This is a genomic window from Amycolatopsis sp. NPDC028719, assembly GCF_055565395.1.
In genome coordinates this window covers 68924-86968 of sequence record NZ_JBVHUL010000013.1, presented here as the reverse complement: position 1 = coordinate 86968, position 18045 = coordinate 68924, and the positions used below count along the sequence as shown (strand labels likewise).

Annotated in this window: 14 protein-coding genes; 12 read left to right on the top strand and 2 right to left on the bottom strand. The window is 70.3% G+C overall.

Translation table 11 applies throughout. From position 1 onward, the window contains the following. Positions 1–141 precede the first annotated feature (141 nt). Positions 142–2550, bottom strand: coding sequence for a GH92 family glycosyl hydrolase (locus ACZ4TR_RS42135; protein WP_465293806.1), 2409 nt, complete (start codon positions 2548–2550; stop codon positions 142–144). Between the two features lie 63 nt (positions 2551–2613). Further along, the gene (locus tag ACZ4TR_RS42130; RefSeq protein ID WP_465294127.1) at positions 2614–5838 is read right to left on the bottom strand and encodes a GH92 family glycosyl hydrolase; all 3225 of its coding nucleotides are present in this window, start codon (positions 5836–5838) and stop codon (positions 2614–2616) included. A gap of 314 nt (positions 5839–6152) precedes the next feature. On the opposite strand from ACZ4TR_RS42130, the gene ACZ4TR_RS42125 reads away from it, so the two are divergent. The 12 genes from ACZ4TR_RS42125 (at position 6153) to ACZ4TR_RS42070 (ending at position 18019) form a co-directional block, all read left to right on the top strand. After that, positions 6153–7136, top strand: a complete 984-nt coding sequence (locus tag ACZ4TR_RS42125; protein ID WP_155544981.1) for a LacI family DNA-binding transcriptional regulator — start codon at positions 6153–6155, stop codon at positions 7134–7136. Next, the gene (locus ACZ4TR_RS42120) at positions 7133–8170 is read left to right on the top strand and encodes a class I mannose-6-phosphate isomerase (protein WP_465293804.1); all 1038 of its coding nucleotides are present in this window, start codon (positions 7133–7135) and stop codon (positions 8168–8170) included. Before ACZ4TR_RS42125 ends, ACZ4TR_RS42120 begins: the two co-directional genes overlap by 4 nt. Next, complete coding sequence (locus ACZ4TR_RS42115) at positions 8167–8931, top strand: ATP-binding cassette domain-containing protein (protein WP_364513271.1); 765 nt, start codon at positions 8167–8169, stop codon at positions 8929–8931. Before ACZ4TR_RS42120 ends, ACZ4TR_RS42115 begins: the two co-directional genes overlap by 4 nt. Then, positions 8928–9980, top strand: a complete 1053-nt coding sequence (locus ACZ4TR_RS42110; protein WP_465293802.1) for an ABC transporter permease — start codon at positions 8928–8930, stop codon at positions 9978–9980. The genes ACZ4TR_RS42115 and ACZ4TR_RS42110 overlap by 4 nt, the downstream gene beginning before the upstream one ends. A 38-nt stretch (positions 9981–10018) precedes the next feature. After that, positions 10019–11017 (top strand): ABC transporter substrate-binding protein, encoded by a 999-nt coding sequence (locus tag ACZ4TR_RS42105; protein WP_465293800.1) that lies wholly within the window; start codon positions 10019–10021, stop codon positions 11015–11017. 199 nt (positions 11018–11216) lie between these two features. Next, complete coding sequence (locus tag ACZ4TR_RS42100) at positions 11217–11930, top strand: hypothetical protein (protein WP_364513280.1); 714 nt, start codon at positions 11217–11219, stop codon at positions 11928–11930. A 45-nt stretch (positions 11931–11975) separates the two neighbouring features. Continuing rightward, on the top strand, positions 11976–13028 hold the full coding sequence (locus ACZ4TR_RS42095) for a sensor histidine kinase (RefSeq protein WP_364513283.1): 1053 nt from the start codon (positions 11976–11978) through the stop codon (positions 13026–13028). Further along, the gene (locus ACZ4TR_RS42090) at positions 13025–13780 is read left to right on the top strand and encodes a LytR/AlgR family response regulator transcription factor (RefSeq protein WP_364513286.1); all 756 of its coding nucleotides are present in this window, start codon (positions 13025–13027) and stop codon (positions 13778–13780) included. Before ACZ4TR_RS42095 ends, ACZ4TR_RS42090 begins: the two co-directional genes overlap by 4 nt. Further along, entirely contained in the window at positions 13777–14127 is a 351-nt protein-coding gene (locus tag ACZ4TR_RS42085) for a hypothetical protein (protein ID WP_465293798.1), read from the top strand. The genes ACZ4TR_RS42090 and ACZ4TR_RS42085 overlap by 4 nt, the downstream gene beginning before the upstream one ends. Positions 14128–14254: 127 nt before the next feature. Then, entirely contained in the window at positions 14255–15979 is a 1725-nt protein-coding gene (locus tag ACZ4TR_RS42080) for a sodium/solute symporter (RefSeq protein WP_465293797.1), read from the top strand. A 70-nt stretch (positions 15980–16049) separates the two neighbouring features. Next, the gene (locus ACZ4TR_RS42075) at positions 16050–16412 is read left to right on the top strand and encodes a DUF485 domain-containing protein (RefSeq protein WP_465293795.1); all 363 of its coding nucleotides are present in this window, start codon (positions 16050–16052) and stop codon (positions 16410–16412) included. Continuing rightward, the gene (locus ACZ4TR_RS42070) at positions 16409–18019 is read left to right on the top strand and encodes a solute symporter family protein (protein WP_465293794.1); all 1611 of its coding nucleotides are present in this window, start codon (positions 16409–16411) and stop codon (positions 18017–18019) included. Before ACZ4TR_RS42075 ends, ACZ4TR_RS42070 begins: the two co-directional genes overlap by 4 nt. The last annotated feature ends 26 nt before the right edge of the window (positions 18020–18045 follow it).

The following is an 18045-nucleotide window of genomic DNA, read 5'->3' as shown; positions in this document are numbered from 1 at the left end:
GCCTGTGGACGTCAACGGCGCTGTCGGACGTGCTGATACCCAGTGTGAGGCGTGATGGCCCTCACGGGAACACCGGGGCCCGTGACGATGCTCACGGCCGTGGTCCACTGTGGTCTGAACCACGGCCGTGAGCGTCCGCGCCTATTCCGCGCAGGGCGAAACCGGTGCGGAGGACGGTGACGTCCCCCACGTGGCCGCCGCGGCGTCGGCGGTCAGGCGGAAGCCGAGCGTCGTGCCCCGCTTCAGCTGGTCCACGTTGACGTACACCCGGTCACTCGCCTTCGAGCCGACCTCGAGGCCCGAGACGTACTGGAGCTTCGAGCCGTCCGCGCCGGGCGCCTTGATCGTGACGTCGCGCCCGTTCTCCAGGTGCAGCACGGACTTCGCGAACCGCGGCGCGTTCAGCACGAAATTCCCAGTCCCTGGGACGGCGGGATAAAGACCGAGGGCGCTGAAGACGTACCAGGCCGACATCGTGCCGAGGTCGTCGTTCCCGGTGACGCCGTTGGGCGCATTGGTGAACAGCGTGTGCGCCGCCCGCACGACCGTCGACGTCTTCGCCGGCTGCCCGGTGAGCGCGTACATCCACGGCGAGTGCAGGTCGGGCTCGTTGTTGGGGTTGTAGCGGAACTGGTCGTAGTAGTCGTACGGGCCGACGACCCAGTTCTCACGGACCGCCGTCGCGGGGTTCTTCACCAGCTCGTCATAGGCGAAGAAGTCGTCGAGCCGCGCGCCGGTGGCCGCCGGGCCGCCCATCCGCTGCGTCAGCCCGGGCACGTCCTGCTGGACCAGCCACTGGTACTGCCAGGCGGTGCCCTCGTGGAAGCCGTCCTGGCTCTGCGGGCTGTACGGCTTGTCCGCGGGAGTGAACCAGTCGCCGCCCGCGACCTTCGGCCGGAAGAAGCCGGTGAAACCGCGGTCGGTCTGCGTTTCGTCCCAGAGCGTCCGGTAGGTCCGGCCCTTCGCGGCCAGCGCCGCCGCATCGTCCTTCTTGCCGAGCGCCGCGGCCATGACCGACAGCGAACAGTCACCGAGCGCGTACTCCAGGGTGGCCGATGCGCCGTGGTTCGGGTCGGTGTCCTGGCCCTTCTTCGGGAAGTCCGGGTCGTACTGCACGAAGCCGTCCCGCTGGTAGCTCGCGTTGCCGGAGCGGCCCTGGAACGGCGACGACGCGGGCGGGATCTGCGTCGAGTTCTGCAGCAGCGCCTGGTAGGCGTGCATCTCGTTGCCCGAGAGCGCGCCGAAGCGCCAGAGGTCCACCAGGAACGGCGTGACCGGGTCGCCGGTCATCGTGTTCGTCTCCTGGCTCGCGTACGCCCACCGCGGCAGCCAGCCGCCCTGGTCGTGGATGGCGAGGATGCTCTTCGCGATGTCCTTCGCGCGGTCCGGCTTCAGGAGCGCGAGGAGCTGGTTCTGCGTGCGGTAGGTGTCCCACAGCGAGAAGAAGTCGTAGTAGGTCCAGCCGACCGCGCGGTGGATCTTCTTGTCGAAGCCGTAGTAGCGGCCGTCGGCGTCGTTCGCCGTCAACGGCTGCAGCAGCGCGTGGTAGAGCGAGGTGTAGAACACCGTGCGATCGTCGGTCGAGCCGCCCTTGATGTCCACACTGGACAGTTCCTTGCGCCAGGTGCGCTGGACGTCGGCCTTGGCCGCGTCGAAGGACCGGATGCGCTCGGCGGCCAGGTTCACCCGCGCGCCTTGCGCGTCCACCTGGGAAATGGCGGTGGTTGCCGTGACCTGGCCGCCGCCCGCGAAGGTCAGCCACGCGCCGCGCAGGCCCGCGCCGCCGCTCGACTCGCGGCTGCCCGGGGTGCCACCGGTCGGCGACCACGTGCCCGAAGACTTGAAGGGCTTGTCGAACTTCGTCGTGAAGTACGTCGTGTAGGCCTTGCCGCCGCAGAACGCCTGCGACTCCACGGTGCCTTCGACGGTCCGGTCGTCGACGACGCGGATGCTGCTGCCCGTCACGGGCTCCTTGTCGTTGGCCTGCCCGACGTTGACGAAGACGTTGGCATCACCCGGTTTCGCGAACGTGTACCGCTCGACACCCGCGCGCGTGGCTGCGGTCGTCTCGACGTCGACACCGCCGTAGCCGGTCAGGTGGACCTTGTAGTAGCCGGGCTTGCCGACCTCGCCGTCGTGGGTGAACGGCGCCGCGTACAGCTTTTGGTCGAAGGTGGCCGCCTTCGTGGTGTCGAACGCCTTGCCGGGGCCGATCTCGCCGGTCGTCGGCAGCGTCGAGACAAGGCCGCCCTGCTCCCAGCAGCCCGCACCGGACAGGAAGAAGTGCCCGAAGCCGCGGATCGCGGTGTCGGTGTAGCGGTAGCCGGCGTAGTGCGAGGTGATCGGGCTGACCTGCGTCATCCCGAACGGCGCCGAGGCACCGGGGAAGGTGTTCCCCTCGTCCTGCGTGCCGATGAACGTGTTGACGGCGTCGAGGGCATCCCCACCGGACGCTTCCGCGACGACGGGACTCACCCCCGTCGCCACCACGGCGAGCGCCAGCGCGCCCACCAGGACCTTGCTCTTCACTGAGCTTCCTCCTCGGGACATGCCGTGAAGGGCACCTTCAGGGACGTGATGTCCCTGAAGGTGCCCTTCACGGCAGAACAACTGCTAACCGACGGCGATGGCGAAGACGTGCAGCACGCCGCCGCTGACGTTCGACGGCAGCGTCACGCTGGCCACCGTCTTGCCCGCGTCGAGGGTGATCGGGTTGGTGCCGAAGACCATCGTGCGGATCTGCTGCGGGTCACTGCCCGCGGCGTTGCGGTACGGCGTGGACAGCACGATCCGGTTGCCGAACGACGGCTGGGCGCCGCCGCCCCCGAGCGTCCAGTCGGAGAACCCGATCGTCGCGGTCGACTTGCTGCCATCGGTGTAGGTGATGGTCAGCGTGCCCTGCGCGTTGCCGTTCGAGCCGGAGCCGAGCAGCGCGAGCCGGGTGCCGGTGCCGGTGACGTTCACCGTCTGGCCGTTTGCGACCGCGTTGTCGGGGTCGCCGACCGGGAACGACGGCCAGGTGAACTTGATGCCGTCACTGGTCACCGTGCCGCCCGGGGTGGCGCCGGCCGCGGCCAGGGCGTCGGCCGAGTAGCTCCAGCCGCCGCCGTCGAAGTTGGCCGCCGACGAGTCGGAGTCCGGGGAGATCCCGGCGTTGTCGACCGTCGCGAGCCAGCTGTTCGGCTGGGCCACGAGCACCGTCAGCACCGCTTGCGTCGAAGCCACGCCCGGTGCCGAGAACGTCACCGGGATGCGGCGGGCGCCGTCGGCCAGCCCGGCCGGAACCGAAACCGTCAGGTCGGCGTGTGCCTTGCCGCCCGCCGGGACGGCGATGCTGCCCGACGCCGGGGTCAGCGTGATCCCGTCGACGCTGCCGGCGCTGTAGGTCCAGGTCCGGGCGGTGCCGGAGAGGTCCTGGACGCCCACCGACGCCGAGGACGTCGACCCCGCGGGCGTCACCGCGCGTGCCGGGTCCACGAAGGACAGGCTGGGCTTCTCCTGCTCCCGGAACGACGGCGGTGCGTCGGCCGTCGCGCTGCCCCACGCCGTCGCCGTGGCGGAGCGCGTGTAGTCCAGCGTGCCGCCGCTGGAGATCAGCGCCTCCGGCAGCCACGCCTTCGAAGCCGCGCCGCCGTTGACCTTCAGGCTGCCCACGTAGTCGCCGGTGCCCGGCGCGTTGATGGTGACCTTCTTGCCCGAGCCGGTCGTGAGCACGGCGTGCTCGAAGCGCGGGGTGACGAGCAGCGTCTCGGCGCGGCCCGGGATCTCCGGGTAGATGCCGAGCGCGGACCACACGTACCAGGCCGACATCTGGCCGAGGTCGTCGTTGCCGATCAGGCCTTCGGGACGCGGGTTGTACAGCTCGTCCATCGAGCGGTGCACGATCGACTGGGTCTTGGCCGGGGCACCCGCGTACGAGTAGACGTACGGCGCGTTGGAGTTCGGCTCGTTGCCCATGAAGGCGTACGGTTCCTGCGTGCCCGCGTTCAGCTGGGTGAAGAAGGTGTCCAGCCGCGACTGGGTCGCGGTGTTCCCGCCGAACGCCGTCACGACGCCGCCGAGGTCGTAGGGCACCATCCACTCGTACTGCGCGCCGTTGCCCTCGACCCAGCCCTGCGAGCTGGCGGGGTCGTAGGTGCCGGCGAACGAGCCGTCCGCGTTGCGCGGCTGCAGGTGGCCGGTGCCCGGGTTGTAGAGGTTCTGCCAGTTCTGCGCGCGCTTCATGAACGTCGTGTACGTCGCGCTGTCGCCGAGCCGCTTCGCGAACTGGGCGATGGAGAAGTCGGCGCTGGTGTATTCGAGGGTGTCCGCGCCGGCTCCCGGCACGTAACCCAGCTTCTGGTAGTCGTCGAGGCCCGGCCGCTCGGTGTAGCCCTGGGTCGGCTGGGTGGCGCCCTTGATCATGAGCAGCAACGCCTTCCGGGCGTCGAAGTCACGGGCACCGAAGGCGTACGCGCTGGAGACGATGATGTGGTACGGGTCGCCGTTCATGACGCCGGTGTAGTCGTTGGCGACCGTCCAGCGGTCCCACGAGCCGCCCTGCTCGGCGTAGGCCATCATCGACCGGACGATGTCCGAAGTCTCCTTCGGGTCGATCGTCGCCAGCAGCGGGATCTCCGAGCGGTAGATGTCCCAGCCGGAGAAGTTGGTGTACATCGCGTGGCCCTTGTCGGCCGTGTGGATCCGGCCATCGAAGCCGATGTACTGCCCGTTGACGTCGGAGAAGACGTTCGGCTGGATCAGCGAGTGGTACAGCGAGGTGTAGAACGTCGTCATGTCCGCGTCGGAGCCACCGGTGACGGCGATCTTGCCCAGCTGCGCGTTCCACGCCTTGCGCGCGCCCGCCGCGACGGTGTCGAAGGACTTGCCGGTGTTCTCCGCCTTCAAGTTCGCCTTCGCGCCGTCGACGGACACAAAGGACAGTCCGACCTGGACGTTCACCTGGGCGCCGTTGAGGTTGGCGAAGGTGACGTACCCGCCGCTGCCCGGTCCGGACACGGTGGTGTTCTGCTGCTTGGCCGTGGTGGTGCGCGCGATGGACGCGTCGACGCCGTTGGGTTGCGCCACCTTCGCCTTGGCGCCGCCGGTTTCCGCGGCCTTGTTCGGCGTCACGGCCCCGTTCTTCCAGGTGCCGATGGACGCGAACGGCGTGTCGAACTTGGCCGAGAAGTAGACGCGGTAGCTGTTCCGCGCCCCGCAGAAACGGCCGCTCGTGGCCCAGCCGCTGATGGTGTCCTTGCCGATGGTGATCGACGCGTCGTCGGTGCCGTTGACCGAGCCGGAGGTGTTGACCAGCAGCGTCGAGGACGCGCCCGCCGGGTAGGTCAGCCGCGCCGAACCGGTGCGCTGGGTCGCGGCCAGCTCGACCTTCGCGCCGCCGTCGAGCGTGACGTCGTAGGCGCCCGCCGTCGCGTGTTCGTTGGCGTGCGAGAACTTCGACGTGTAGTGCGCCGGATCGGTCGCCGGCGAAGTCGTCACTTCACCGACATAAGGGATGAACGGGATGTCCTGATAGGTCGAACAGCCGGCGCCCGAAAGGTGCGTGAGGCTGAACCCGGTCAGGGCGTCGTCGTCGTAGAAGTACCCGCCGGGCTGGGATTTCACGGTGTCCGGGCTCCACTGGACCATGCCGAACGGCGCCACCGCACCCGGGAACGTGTTGCCGGCACCGCCCCCGGTGCCGTGGTCGGCGCCGCCGGGACGGGTGCCCACGAAGGGGTTGACCCACTTCGCGAAATCCGTCGCCTGGGCCGCCGCGGCGGGGACAGCGGGAGCCACCGCTGCCGTCACCGCCAGTGCCAGGAAGGTCAAACCGGCTCTTAAGCGCGCTTGCGCCATGGCCATCGCCTTTCACCTCATCAGCGCGACCAGAAACGGTGTCATGACAACCTTGTCGCGCAGTCGGTCGAACCGGGTCACCTTGGGCAGCGGCTCACCAAGTCGTCAAGGGTTCCCGTCAAGACCTGTCCGCTTCCGGACAGCGTCATCAGCCATCTGTCCTACGACGTCGGTAGCCGAATCGGCACAATCCACGCAGAGACCGTTGACAAGCCACCGGCGGGTGGCGTTCAATCCCGTGCACTATGACAACGTTGTCTCCCCCCGGCCGGGACCGGGACGGCGCTCCGCGCACCGCGAGCAGGCGAGCCACGATGAGCGACGTGGCCCGGCTGGCGGGCGTGAGCATCAAGACCGTCTCGCGCGTGGTCAACGACGAACCCGCGGTGCACCCGGACACCGCCGAGCGGGTCATGGCGGCCATCGAGCAGCTGGGCTTCCGGCGCAACCTGGGCGCGCGCAACCTGCGCCGCGGGTCGACGACCGGCACCATCGGGCTGATCGTCGAGGACGTCGGCAACCCCTTCTACTCCGAGCTGAACCGCGCGGTCGAACGCATCGCGACGTCGTTCGGCCGCCAGGTGCTCACCGGCTCGTCCGAGGAGAACTCCGACCGCGAGCGCGAGCTCGTGCTGGAGTTCTGCGCGCGGCGGGTGGACGGCATCCTCGTCGTCCCGGCCGGCCTGCAGCACGGCTACCTGGTGCCGGAGATGCGCGCGGGCACGCCGGTGGTGTTCATCGACCGCCCGGCCGGCGACATCGTGGCCGACACCGTGCTGGTCGACAACCTCGGCGGGACCATCGAAGCCGTCACCCACCTGGCGAAGCACGGCCACCGGCGGATCGCGTTCCTCGGCGACAGCCCGGACATCTTCACCGCGGCCGAGCGCTTGCGCGGGTTCCGCGAGGGCTGCGTCCGCAACGGCATCTCCTACGACGAGTCCCTGGTCTCCATGCGGACGCCGACGCAGGAGTACATCGGTGACGCGGTGAAGCGCCTCATGCACGGCCCGGACGCGGCCACCGCCGTGATCGCCGGCAACAACCGGGTCGCCGTGCACGTGCTGCGCGCGCTGGCCCACGCCGAGCAGCGCCCGGCGATGGTGGGCTTCGACGACTTCGAGCTGGCGGACCTGCTCGACCCGCCGGTCACCGTCGTCGCGCACGACGTGAGCGCTCTCGGCCACGCCGCGGCCGAGCTGCTCTTCGCCCGCGTCCAAGGAGATCAGTCCCCGCCCAGAAAGGTAGTCCTGCCCGTGCATCTCGTCGCCCGCGGCTCCGGTGAGGTCGCCCCGTGACCCTCGAACCGATCCGGCTCCCCGCCAACCAGCCGCCGCAGTTCTACCGCGGGGGCGACGCCATCGCGGCGCTGCGCGGCGCGTCTTCGGACAAGAAGTTCGGCCCGGAGGACTGGGTCGCTTCGGTGAGCACCATGTTCGGCCAGGAGACCAACGGCCTTACCCGGCTCCCGGACGGCGCCTGGCTGCGCGACGCCGTCGTGGCGAACCCGAACGGCTGGCTCGGCGCCAAGCACGTCGAGGCGCTCGGGACGTCGACCGGGCTGCTGGTCAAGCTGCTCGACGCGGGCCAGCGGCTCCCCGTGCACTTCCACCCGGACGACGCCTTCGCGAAGCAGCACTTCGACTCGCACTTCGGCAAGACCGAGGCGTGGATCGTGGTCGGCACCTACGGCGACGACCCGCGCGTCTACCCCGGCTTCAAGGAGACGCTGTCCAAGGCGACGGTGTCCGAGTGGACGCGGGAGCAGGACGTGCCGTCGATGCTGGGCGCGCTGAACAGCGTCCCGGTGACCGCGGGCGACACCGTCTACATCCCGGCCGGGCTGCCGCACGCGATCGGCGAGGGCGTGTTCGTCGTCGAACTGCAGCAGCCGACCGACTTCTCGCTCACCATCGAGTGGCGGGACTTCCTCGAGTCGCCGGAGAAGGGCCACCTCGGGATCGGGTTCGACACCGCCATCGAGGCGCTCGACACGTCGGGCTGGGACGCCGGGCGCCTGGAGACCATCATCAAGCGCACCGCGGCGGACAGCGCGTCCACCGTGGACCTGCTGGCCGGCGGATCGGAGCGGTTCTTCCGAGCCGACCAGCTGCGCACGGACAAGCCGACAACGTTGTCACTCGACCCGTCGTTCGCGGTGCTCGTCGTCCTCGACGGCGAAGGCACCTTGCGCACCGAGCACGGCGGCGAGCACGCGCTGGCGAAGGGCGACACCTACGTCGTGCCGTTCGACGCCGGCCAGACCGAGCTGTCCGGCACGGCGACGGTGATCCGCTGCCGGCCACCGGCGCCGGAAGAGAGGCACGGATGAGCGAAATCCTGCTGGAAGCGGTCGACCTGACGAAGCACTACGGGTCGGTCGAAGCCCTGCGCGGCGCGGCTTTCCAGGCGCGCGCGGGTGAGGTGACGGCGCTGATCGGCGACAACGGCGCCGGCAAGTCCACTCTGGTCAAGTGCCTCTCGGGCGCGGAACAGCCGACGTCGGGGAAGATCCTCCTCGACGGCGCCGAGGCGCACTTCGACTCGCCCACGACCGCGCGCCGGCTGGGCATCGAGACGGTCTACCAGGACCTGGCCGTCGCGCCGGAGCTCGACCCGGCCGCGAACCTGTTCCTGGGCCGCGAAATCCACCGCAAGGGCATCCTCGGCAAGCTCGGCATGCTCGACAAGGCCGAGATGCGGCGCCGGGCCGTCGAGGAGTTCCAGCGCCTCGGCGTGACGCTGCAGAGCACCGACGTCCCGATCGGCTCGCTGTCGGGCGGCCAGCGCCAGAGCGTCGCGGTCGCGCGGTCGGTCGTGTGGGCGTCGAAGGTCGTGTTCATGGACGAGCCGACGGCGGCCCTCGGTGTCGTGCAGCGGGAACGCGTGCTCGACGTCATCAAGAAGGTGCGCGACAAGGGCATCGCCGTCGTGCTGATCAGCCACAACATGCCCGAGGTGCTGTCGGTCGCCGACCGCGTCGAGGTGCTGCGGCTCGGCAAGCGCGTCGCCCGGTTCACCGGGTCGGACACGAAGCTCGAGGACCTCGTCGCCGCGATGACCGGCGCGCTCGTGCAAGAGGAGGCCGCGTGACCGTGTCGACCCCGGCTCAGAAGGACATCCAGGAGTCGCCCGAAGCGGGCTTCGGCAAGCGCCCGCTGGGCAAGCGGCTCGTCGGCGCCAACACGTTCTGGATCGCGCTCGTGCTGGTGGCGCTGATCATCGTGTTCAGCGCGATCGCCCCCGGCGAGTTCGCGACGCTGTTCACCTTCCAGACGCTGCTCATCGAGACCGCGGTGCTGCTGGTGCTGTCGGTCGGGATGACGTTCGTGATCATCACCTCCGGCATCGACCTGTCCGTCGGCTCGGTGCTGATCTTCGCCGGCATGGTCGCCGGCAAGGTGATGGAGGCGATGTCCGGCGGCAACGCGTCGAGCGCCGGCTGGGGCGTCATCACCGTGGGCCTCATCGCCGCGGTCGTCGCCGGGACGGTGTGGGGCCTGATCAACGGCTTCCTCATCGCGGTGGCGGGGATCCCGCCGCTGATCGTCACGCTCGGCACGATGGGTGCGGCGCTCGGCGCGGCGTACCTGCTCAACAACGGGTCCGACGTGCGCAGCGTGCCCGTCGTGCTCAACCAGACCCTCGGCTACGGCACCTCGTTCGGCGTGGTGCCGAACCTGGTCATCGTCGCCGTGGTGATCACGCTGGTCGGCGCGTGGCTGCTCCACACCACGAAGTTCGGCCGCTACACCTACGCGGTCGGCTCCAACGCCGAAGGCGCGCGGCGCGCCGGCATCGGCGTCACCGCGCACCTGCTGAAGGTGTACACGCTGACGGGTTTCCTGGCCGGCATCGCCGGGTTCCTTTCGCTCGCGTACTACGCGTCGACCACGATCTCGGCGCACACGACCGACAACCTCAACGCGATCGCCGCGGTCGTGATGGGCGGGACGAGCCTCTTCGGCGGCGTCGGCACGGTGCTGGGCACGGTGATCGGCGTGTTCATCCCGGCGGTGCTGAAGAAGGGCTTCAACATCACCCACGTCCAGGACTTCTGGCAGATGATCGCCGTCGGCGCGGTGCTCATCGCCGCCGTCTGGTTCGACCAGCGGCGCCGCCGTCGCCGCAACTCCCGCTGAGTTCCCCGAGTCCCCGAGTACAAAGAGGTGCTTGTGTCATGAACCTTTCCAAGACTCTGGTGGCCGTCGGTGCGCTGGCCTCGGCCGCCGCGCTGCTCACCGCGTGCGGGTCCGGCACGGTCGGGCAGACCGGGTCCGGCGACAGCCAGGCCAACTCGGCCGGCTCGAAGAAGCTGGCGCTCATCCCGGGCGTGCAGGCCGAGCCGTTCTACATCTCGCTGCAGTGCGGCGCACAGGCCGAGGCGAAGAAGCTCGGCTACGAGCTGACCACGCAGGCCCCGCAGAAGTTCGACGCGGCGATGCAGACCCAGCTCGTCAACGCGCTCGGCTCGAACCCGCCGGCCGCGCTGCTCATCGCCCCGACCGACGACACGGCGATGCTCGCGCCGATCCAGCAGGTGAAGGCGCGCGGCGCGAAGATCGTCGAGGTCGACACGTCGCTGAAGGACACGGGCGTGGCCGCGTCGTCCGTTTCCTCCGACAACGCCGCGGGCGGCAAGCTCGCGGCCCAGACGATGGCCAAGCTCGCGAACGGCAAGAGCGGGTCGGTGCTGGTGCTCGACACGATCGCCGGCACGTCCACCACGGCGGCCCGTGCGAAGGGCTTCGAGGACGAGCTGAAGAACACCCCGAACCTGAAGTCGATCGGCGTGCAGTTCACCCAGAACGAGCCCGACCAGGCAGCGTCGAAGGTGACGGCGGCGCTGTCGTCGACCCCGGACCTCATCGGGGTCTTCGCGACCAACCTCAACACCGGCGAAGGCGCGGCGACCGGCCTGCGCAACGCGGGCAAGGTCGGCGCGGTGAACCTGATCGGCTTCGACGCCAGCCCGTCGGAGGTCGAGGGCCTCAAGAACGGCCAGTACCAGGCCCTGATCGCCCAGGACCCGGCCTCGATCGGCACCCAGGGCGTCCAGCAGGCCGTGGCGGCCATCGAGGGCAAGCCGGTGACCCGGAACCTGACCGCGGAGCTGCACTCGATCACCAAGGCGGACATGGACGCCAACTCGCAGTACTTCTACAAGCAGTCCTGCTGACCCGTCCGTCAGAGCCCTGCGAGCGGTGTGCGCGTCGCTCGCAGGGCTTTGACCAGCGTATTCACCCCTGGTGATCGCACACTGCCGGTCACCGCGGCCGGTGAACCGCTCACCGCACGCCCGGTTCCGCCGGACGGGTGTCCCGCGTCACACTCATCTGCACATGCATCTACACATGCATGATCGCAGGGAGGGTGCGATGAACTACGAACGATCGGCCGTGCACCGGACGATCTTCGCCGTGGACGTCGAGGGCTACGGCGACCGGACCAGGACGACACCACACCGCCTGGCGTTGCGCGACGGGCTGTACCGCGCGCTCTGCCGGGCGTTCGACGACGCGGGCGTCCCGTGGGCCGCCTGCCGGAACGAGGACTGCGGAGACGGCGTCTTCGTCCTCGCCCCGCCGGACATCCCGAAAGGGCTCTTCGTCGAGTTCTTGCCCAACGCGCTCGCCGTGGCGGTGCACCGGCACAACCTGACCCACCACCCCGGCGCCCGGATCCGGCTCCGGATGGCGCTGCACGCGGGCGAGATCGCCTACGACGACCACGGCGTCACCGCGCCGTCGATCAACCACGCGTTCCGGCTCCTGGACGCCGCGCCGCTGAAGGAGGCGCTCAAGGCGTCGCCCGGCGTGCTGGGGCTGATCACGTCGGCGTGGTTCTTCGAGGAGGTCGTCCGGCACAGCGAAGGGCTCGATCCGACGACGTTCCGGCCGGTGCGGGTGGCGGTGAAGGAGACCCGCACGACGGGCTGGATCTCCCTGCCCGACCGCCCCTACCCGGCCGACGCGAGCCTGCTGGCGCGGGTGCCGGAACCCGCCAAGGTCACCGGGATCGACGACTACCGGACCTGGCGCCGCTTCCGCCGCCACGCCCAGGTGCTGGCCGACCGCGAGGAACCCGGATAGCCGTAGGATCTGGTGCCCTGGACACCGCTGCCGAGGGGAGGCCCGATGACCGTGCACCTGCGCCCGGCGTCCCGCGCCGACCCGCTGCCGGTGCTCGCCGCCGCCCGCCGGATCACCGGCGACCTGCGCGACGGCCTCTCCGGCACCCGGGCCCGCCGCGCCGCGCACGGCCTGCGCCGGCTCTTCGGCTTCCCGGGCCTCGGCCTCACCGACCTGTCCGGCTCGCTGCTCTGGTCGGGGCGGCCGGGGCCGGACGCGGTCGTCGCGAAGGTGCTCGACGGCGTCCTCCACACCGAGGAACCCGGCTCCGCGCCGGACGTCCTCGTGCTGCCGCTGCACGTCCACGACGAACTGGCCGGGGCGCTGCTGGTCGTCGGCGACGTCCGGGACGCGGTCGCGGGCCAGGCCGCCGACCTCGTCGTCCAGGCTCTGGAGCGGGGCCGCCTGGAGGCGTCGGCGGACCAGGCGGCGCAGGCCGAACTGCGGGCGCTGCGGGCGGAGATGTCGCCGCACTTCGTCTACAACGCGCTGACCGTCATCGCGTCGCTGGTGCGTTCGGACCCCGACCGCGCCCGCGACCTCATGCTCGACTTCGCCGACTACACGCGCTACAGCCTGGCGCGGCACGGCGAGTACACGGTGGTCGCCGAGGAGTTCCGCGCGATCGAGACGTACCTGGCGCTGCAGCGGGCGGTGCTCGGCGAACGGCTGCGCGTCCAGGTGCGGGTGGCCCCCGAGATCCTCGCCGTCGCGGTGCCCTACCTCGTGCTGGAGCCGTTGGTGGAGAACGCGATCCGGCACGGCATCGAGCCGCGGTCGGGCACCGGGCTGGTCCAGGTGCACGGCCAGGCGGAAGGGAACGACTGCGTGATCTTCGTCGAGGACGACGGGGTCGGCATGGACCCGAAGCGCGCGGCGGACATCCTGGCCGGGCGCACCGGCGAGGACGACCCCGCCGGGCTCGGACTGGCCAATGTGGACAGACGACTGCGGGACGTCTACGGCGCCTGGTACGGGCTGACCGTCGAGACCGAGGTCGGGGCGGGCACCCGGGTGATCGTCCGGGTGCCGCGGTTCCAGGCGGGGGTGCTGCCGTGACCGGGCTGCGCGTCCTCGCCGTCGACGACTTGGCGCCCGCGTTGGACGAACTCTGCACCATGCTGCGCGAAGCACCCGAAGTCGGCGAAGTCGTCGGCGCGGCTGACGCGCTGAAGGCGTTGAGGCTGCTTCAGGCCGACAGGTTCGACGCGGTGTTCCTCGACATCTCGATGCCGGGTCTCGACGGGCTCGAGCTGGCCGGGCTGCTGGCGAAGCTGAGCGAACCGCCGGTGATCGTGTTCGTCACGGCGCACGACGGGCACGCGGTGACGGCGTACGGCATCGGCGCCGTCGACTACCTGCTCAAACCGGTCCGCGCCGAGCGGCTTTCCGCCGCCTTGGCGAAGGTGACGCGCAACGCGACGCCGTCGTCGCGCACGACCCCGGACGCGATGGCCGCGCTCCCGGTCGAGTCCGGCGGGCGCACCCGGTACGTCCGCCGTGACGACGTGCTGTTCGTGGAGGCCCACGGCGACTACGTCCGCCTGCACACCCGCGGCGGCGTGCACCTCGTGCGGATGCCGATCTCACGGCTCGAGGAGTACTGGGAGGGCACCGGCTTCAGCCGGGTGCACCGCGGGTTCCTGCTCTCGGTGGGGGCGGTGCTGGAGCTGCGGAGTGACAGCGCGGGTGGGCTGCTGGCCCACACCGAGGCGGGCGACGTCCCGGTCAGCCGCCGGCACGCGCGTGATCTGCGGGACCGGCTGCTGGAAGCCGCCCAGCGCGGCCAGCTCGGACCGGGCTCGCGATGAGCAAGATCCGGCGCGTGGCCGTCACGAGCCCCCAGACGCGGCTCGCGCACGCCCGGCGCCGGTCCCGCCACCGCTGGCGCCAGCCCCGCCTCCCCGTGGGCGACACCCAGCGCGCGACGGCGTTGTACCGCGCCCAGCGCCGCCGCGGTGTCCCCGCGCTCGTCCTCATGTTCGCGCTGCTGCTCGGCCTGCCCGGAGTGTTCGCGCTCTTCCCCGGCCTGGACACCGTGCGGCTGCTGGGGATCCCGGTGTCGTGGCTGATGATCGCGGTCCTGCCGTACCCGGCGATGGCCGTCCTGGCCCGCTGGCAGCTGCGCCGCGCCGAGCGCCTCGAGGACGACCAGTGACCCGCGGCTCCCCCTGGCCCCCAGCGCCCCAATGTGGCGTTGGTTGCGTCCCACGCACCCATTGTGGCGTTGGGTGCGTGGGACGCACCGAACGCCACATTGGGGCGCTCGGTAGCGGGGCCGGCTAGTGGGCGTCGCGCTCGCCGTCGCGCCGGTCGTGCTCATGACGCTGCTCATCGGCGTCCGCGGGGTCGCCGCCATGCGCACGACGTCGGACTTCCTCGTGGCGTCCCGCCGGATCTCCCCGCTGGTGAACTCGGCCGCCGTCTCCGGCGAATACCTGTCCGCGGCGTCCTTCCTCGGCGTCGCCGGGCTCGTGGTCAAGGACGGCATCGGGGCGCTCTGGTACCCGGTCGGCTTCACCGCCGGCTACATCGCGATGCTCGTGCTGGTGGCCGCGCCGATGCGGCGCTCGGGCGCGCTGACCGTCCCCGACTTCGCCGAAGCCCGCCTCAACTCCCCCGCGCTGCGCCGCCTCACCGCGGTCGTCGTGCTGGTGATCGGCACCATCTACGTCGTCCCGCAGTTCCGCACCGCCGGCCTGGTGCTCACCGCGGTCGGCCACACGCCGTACTGGGTCGGCGTCGTGCTGGCCGGCGCCGCGGTCAGCATCACCCTCGCCCTGGGCGGGATGCGCGCGGCGACGTACGTGCAGGCGTTCCAGTTCGTGCTGAAACTCCTGCTGTTCCTCATTCCGGCGATCTGGCTGGTGCTGCAGGCCGGCGCCGTCAACCGCACCGACGCCCTCAACCCGGTCGAGTTCACCCACTTCGCCCGCGCAACACCGGTGAAGTTCGAGGTCGAGGTCACGATGGAGATCCGCGAGCCGACCGCCGTGCGGCGCAACGGCGTCGCGGAAACCCTGCCCCCCGGCGAGTTCATCGCGCGCAGCCAGGACGAAGTCGTGTTCGGCGCGGGCACCGCGGTCCCGGCGGTCCGCGGCGGCGCGCCTCTCGGCGGGCGCGACTGGCAGCGCCCGCTGCTCGACCTCGGCGACCAGGGCTATCCCCTGCTCGGGACGTGGGCGGTGCTCATCGCGACCATGCTCGGCACGATGGGCCTGCCGCACGTGCTCATGCGCTTCCACACCAGCCCGGACGGCCGCGCCGCGCGCCGCACCGCCGCGATCACCGTGGCCCTGCTGGGCATCTTCTACCTCTTCCCCGGGGTGTACGGCGTTCTCGGCCGCGTCCTCGTGCCGGGCCTCTACCTCTCCGGCGCCACGGACACCGTGGTCGTCGCGCTGCCGTACCAAGTGGACAGTGGCTGGGCCGGCGGCCTCTTCACGGCGTTGCTGACCGCGGGCGCGTTCGCCGCGTTCCTGGCGACGTCGCTCGGCCTGCTGCTGGTGATGTCCGGCGCGATCGCGCACGACCTCGTCCCCGGTGGGCTGCGCCGGCTGCGGATCGCCGTGTTCGGCGTCGCCGCGATCATGGTGCTGCTGGCGCTGCGGTCGGCCGAGCTCGACGCCGGGGTGCTCGTCACGTGGGGCTTCACCGTCGCCGCGTCGACGTTCTGCCCGCTGCTCGTGCTCGGCATCTGGTGGCCGCGGCTGACCGCGGCCGGCGGGATCGCGGGCGTGCTGACCGGGCTCGTCGCGTCGTCCGGCTCGATCCTGTTCGCCCTCGCCGGCCCGGAGCTGCACGGCTGGGTGGCGATCTTGGTGCAGCAACCGGCACCCTGGTCGGTACCGCTGGCGTTCGGCGTAATGGCGTTGGTCTCCTTGCGGGGCAGGCCACCCGCCTGGTCGACGGCCGCGATGCTGCGCCTGCACCTGGACGAACCCCGTTCAGCGGGACCCCGCGACCGTTCGTCAACCGTTCGTCGTCTGGCCCGGCTGTTGAACCGCTGAATCTTCACACCAGACTCACCCGTCCCTACGGTGTCGCAGGTCACTTTCCGCAACGTCGCAGGGAGCAGCGATGAGCACGACCGACACTGGCGGCGGGCCCCCGGACACGTCAGAAACCATCTGGGAACGAGCGCACGAAAGCACCGAATTCCGCGAGCTGCGCAGCCGGCTGCGCCGGTTCGTCTTCCCGATGACGGCGGTGTTCCTCCTCTGGTACCTGCTCTACGTGCTCCTCGCGGACTACGCGCACGGCTTCATGAGCACCAAGGTGTTCGGCAACATCAACGTCGGCCTGATCTTCGGCCTGCTGCAGTTCGTCTCGACGTTCGTGATCACCGGCCTCTACGTCCGGTACGCGAACCGGAAGCTGGACCCGGTCGCCGAGAAGATCCGTGAGGACATCGAAGGCGACTCTACGAAGGAGCAGGCATGACGACGACCATCGCCGCGGGCGTGGAAGGCAGCAACCCGCTCCTCAACATCCTGATCTTCGCCGCCTTCGTGGTCATCACGCTGGTGATCGTGTTCCGGGCGAGCCGCAACACCAAGACGGCGTCCGACTACTACGCCGCCGGGCGCGCCTTCACCGGTCCCCAGAACGGCATCGCGATCTCGGGTGACTACCTGTCGGCTGCGTCGTTCCTCGGTATCGCCGGCGCGATCGCGATCAACGGCTACGACGGCTTCCTCTACTCCATCGGCTTCCTGGTGGCGTGGCTCGTCGCGCTGCTGCTGGTCGCGGAACTGCTGCGCAACACCGGCAAGTTCACGATGGGCGACGTCCTCGCGTTCCGCATGAAGCAGCGCCCGGTGCGGGCCGCGGCCGCGACGTCGACGCTGGCCGTGTCCTTCTTCTACCTGCTGGCGCAGATGGCCGGGGCCGGCGGTCTCGTCGCACTGCTGCTCGGCGTCGAAGGCGGTGGCGCGCAGGCACTCGTGATCGCCGTGGTCGGCATCATCATGATCGCCTACGTCCTGATCGGCGGCATGAAGGGCACCACCTGGGTGCAGATCATCAAGGCCGCGCTGCTGATCGTCGGCGCGCTCGTGATCACCCTGTGGGTGCTCGGCAAGTACAACTTCAACTTCTCCAGCCTGCTGCAGGCCGCCGTCGACAAGGCGGGCAAGGCCGGGGAGACGCTGCTCGGCCCGGGCAAGCAGTACGGCGCCACCGGCACGTCCAAGCTGGACTTCCTGTCCCTCGGCATCGCGCTGGTGCTGGGGACGGCGGGGCTGCCGCACGTCCTGATGCGCTTCTACACGGTGCCGACGGCCCGCGACGCGCGTCGCTCGGTGGTCTGGGCGATCGTCCTGATCGGCGTGTTCTACCTGTTCACGCTGGTGCTGGGCTACGGCGCCGGTGCGCTGGTCGGGCCGGATACGATCAAGAAGGCGCCGGGCGGGGTCAACTCCGCGGCTCCGCTGCTCGCGCTCGAACTGGGCGGGCCGGTGCTGCTGGGCCTGATCTCCGCGATCGCCTTCGCGACGATCCTCGCGGTGGTCGCCGGCCTGACGATCACGGCGTCGGCGTCCTTCGCCCACGACGTCTACGCGAACGTCGTCAAGCGGGGCAAGACGTCGCCGGACTCGGAGGTCAAGGTCGCCCGGATCACCGCGGTGGTGATCGGGATCCTCGCCATCGGCGGCGGCATCCTGGCCAACGGGCAGAACGTCGCGTTCCTGGTCGCGCTGGCCTTCGCCGTCGCGGCCTCGGCGAACCTGCCGACGATCCTCTACTCGCTGTTCTGGAAGCGGTTCAACACCCAGGGCGCGCTGTGGTCGATCTACGGCGGCCTGGCCATCACGATCGTGCTGATCGTGTTCTCGCCGGCGGTGTCCGGCAAGAGCACGTCGATGTTCAAGAACGCCGACTTCGCCTGGTTCCCGCTGAGCAACCCCGGCATCGTCTCGATCCCGGCCGCGTTCATCCTGGGCTGGCTGGGCACGGTCCTGTCCAAGGAGCACGACGCGAAGAAGTACGCCGAGATGGAGGTCCGCTCCCTGACCGGCGCGGGCGCCGAGAAGGCCGTCGCGCACTGACGGTCCCCGAAACACCGAAGGCCGTC

Bases quoted from the DNA above. Each gene is read 5' to 3' on its own strand.
- ACZ4TR_RS42135 (WP_465293806.1), bottom strand. From the start codon at position 2,550: ATGTCCCGAGGAGGAAGCTCAGTGAAGAGCAAGGTCCTGGTGGGCGCG.
- ACZ4TR_RS42130 (WP_465294127.1), bottom strand. From the start codon at position 5,838: ATGGCGCAAGCGCGCTTAAGAGCCGGTTTGACCTTCCTGGCACTGGCG.
- ACZ4TR_RS42125 (WP_155544981.1), top strand. From the start codon at position 6,153: ATGAGCGACGTGGCCCGGCTGGCGGGCGTGAGCATCAAGACCGTCTCG.
- ACZ4TR_RS42115 (WP_364513271.1), top strand. From the start codon at position 8,167: ATGAGCGAAATCCTGCTGGAAGCGGTCGACCTGACGAAGCACTACGGG.
- ACZ4TR_RS42105 (WP_465293800.1), top strand. From the start codon at position 10,019: ATGAACCTTTCCAAGACTCTGGTGGCCGTCGGTGCGCTGGCCTCGGCC.
- ACZ4TR_RS42100 (WP_364513280.1), top strand. From the start codon at position 11,217: ATGAACTACGAACGATCGGCCGTGCACCGGACGATCTTCGCCGTGGAC.
- ACZ4TR_RS42095 (WP_364513283.1), top strand. From the start codon at position 11,976: ATGACCGTGCACCTGCGCCCGGCGTCCCGCGCCGACCCGCTGCCGGTG.
- ACZ4TR_RS42085 (WP_465293798.1), top strand. From the start codon at position 13,777: ATGAGCAAGATCCGGCGCGTGGCCGTCACGAGCCCCCAGACGCGGCTC.
- ACZ4TR_RS42075 (WP_465293795.1), top strand. From the start codon at position 16,050: ATGAGCACGACCGACACTGGCGGCGGGCCCCCGGACACGTCAGAAACC.
- ACZ4TR_RS42070 (WP_465293794.1), top strand. From the start codon at position 16,409: ATGACGACGACCATCGCCGCGGGCGTGGAAGGCAGCAACCCGCTCCTC.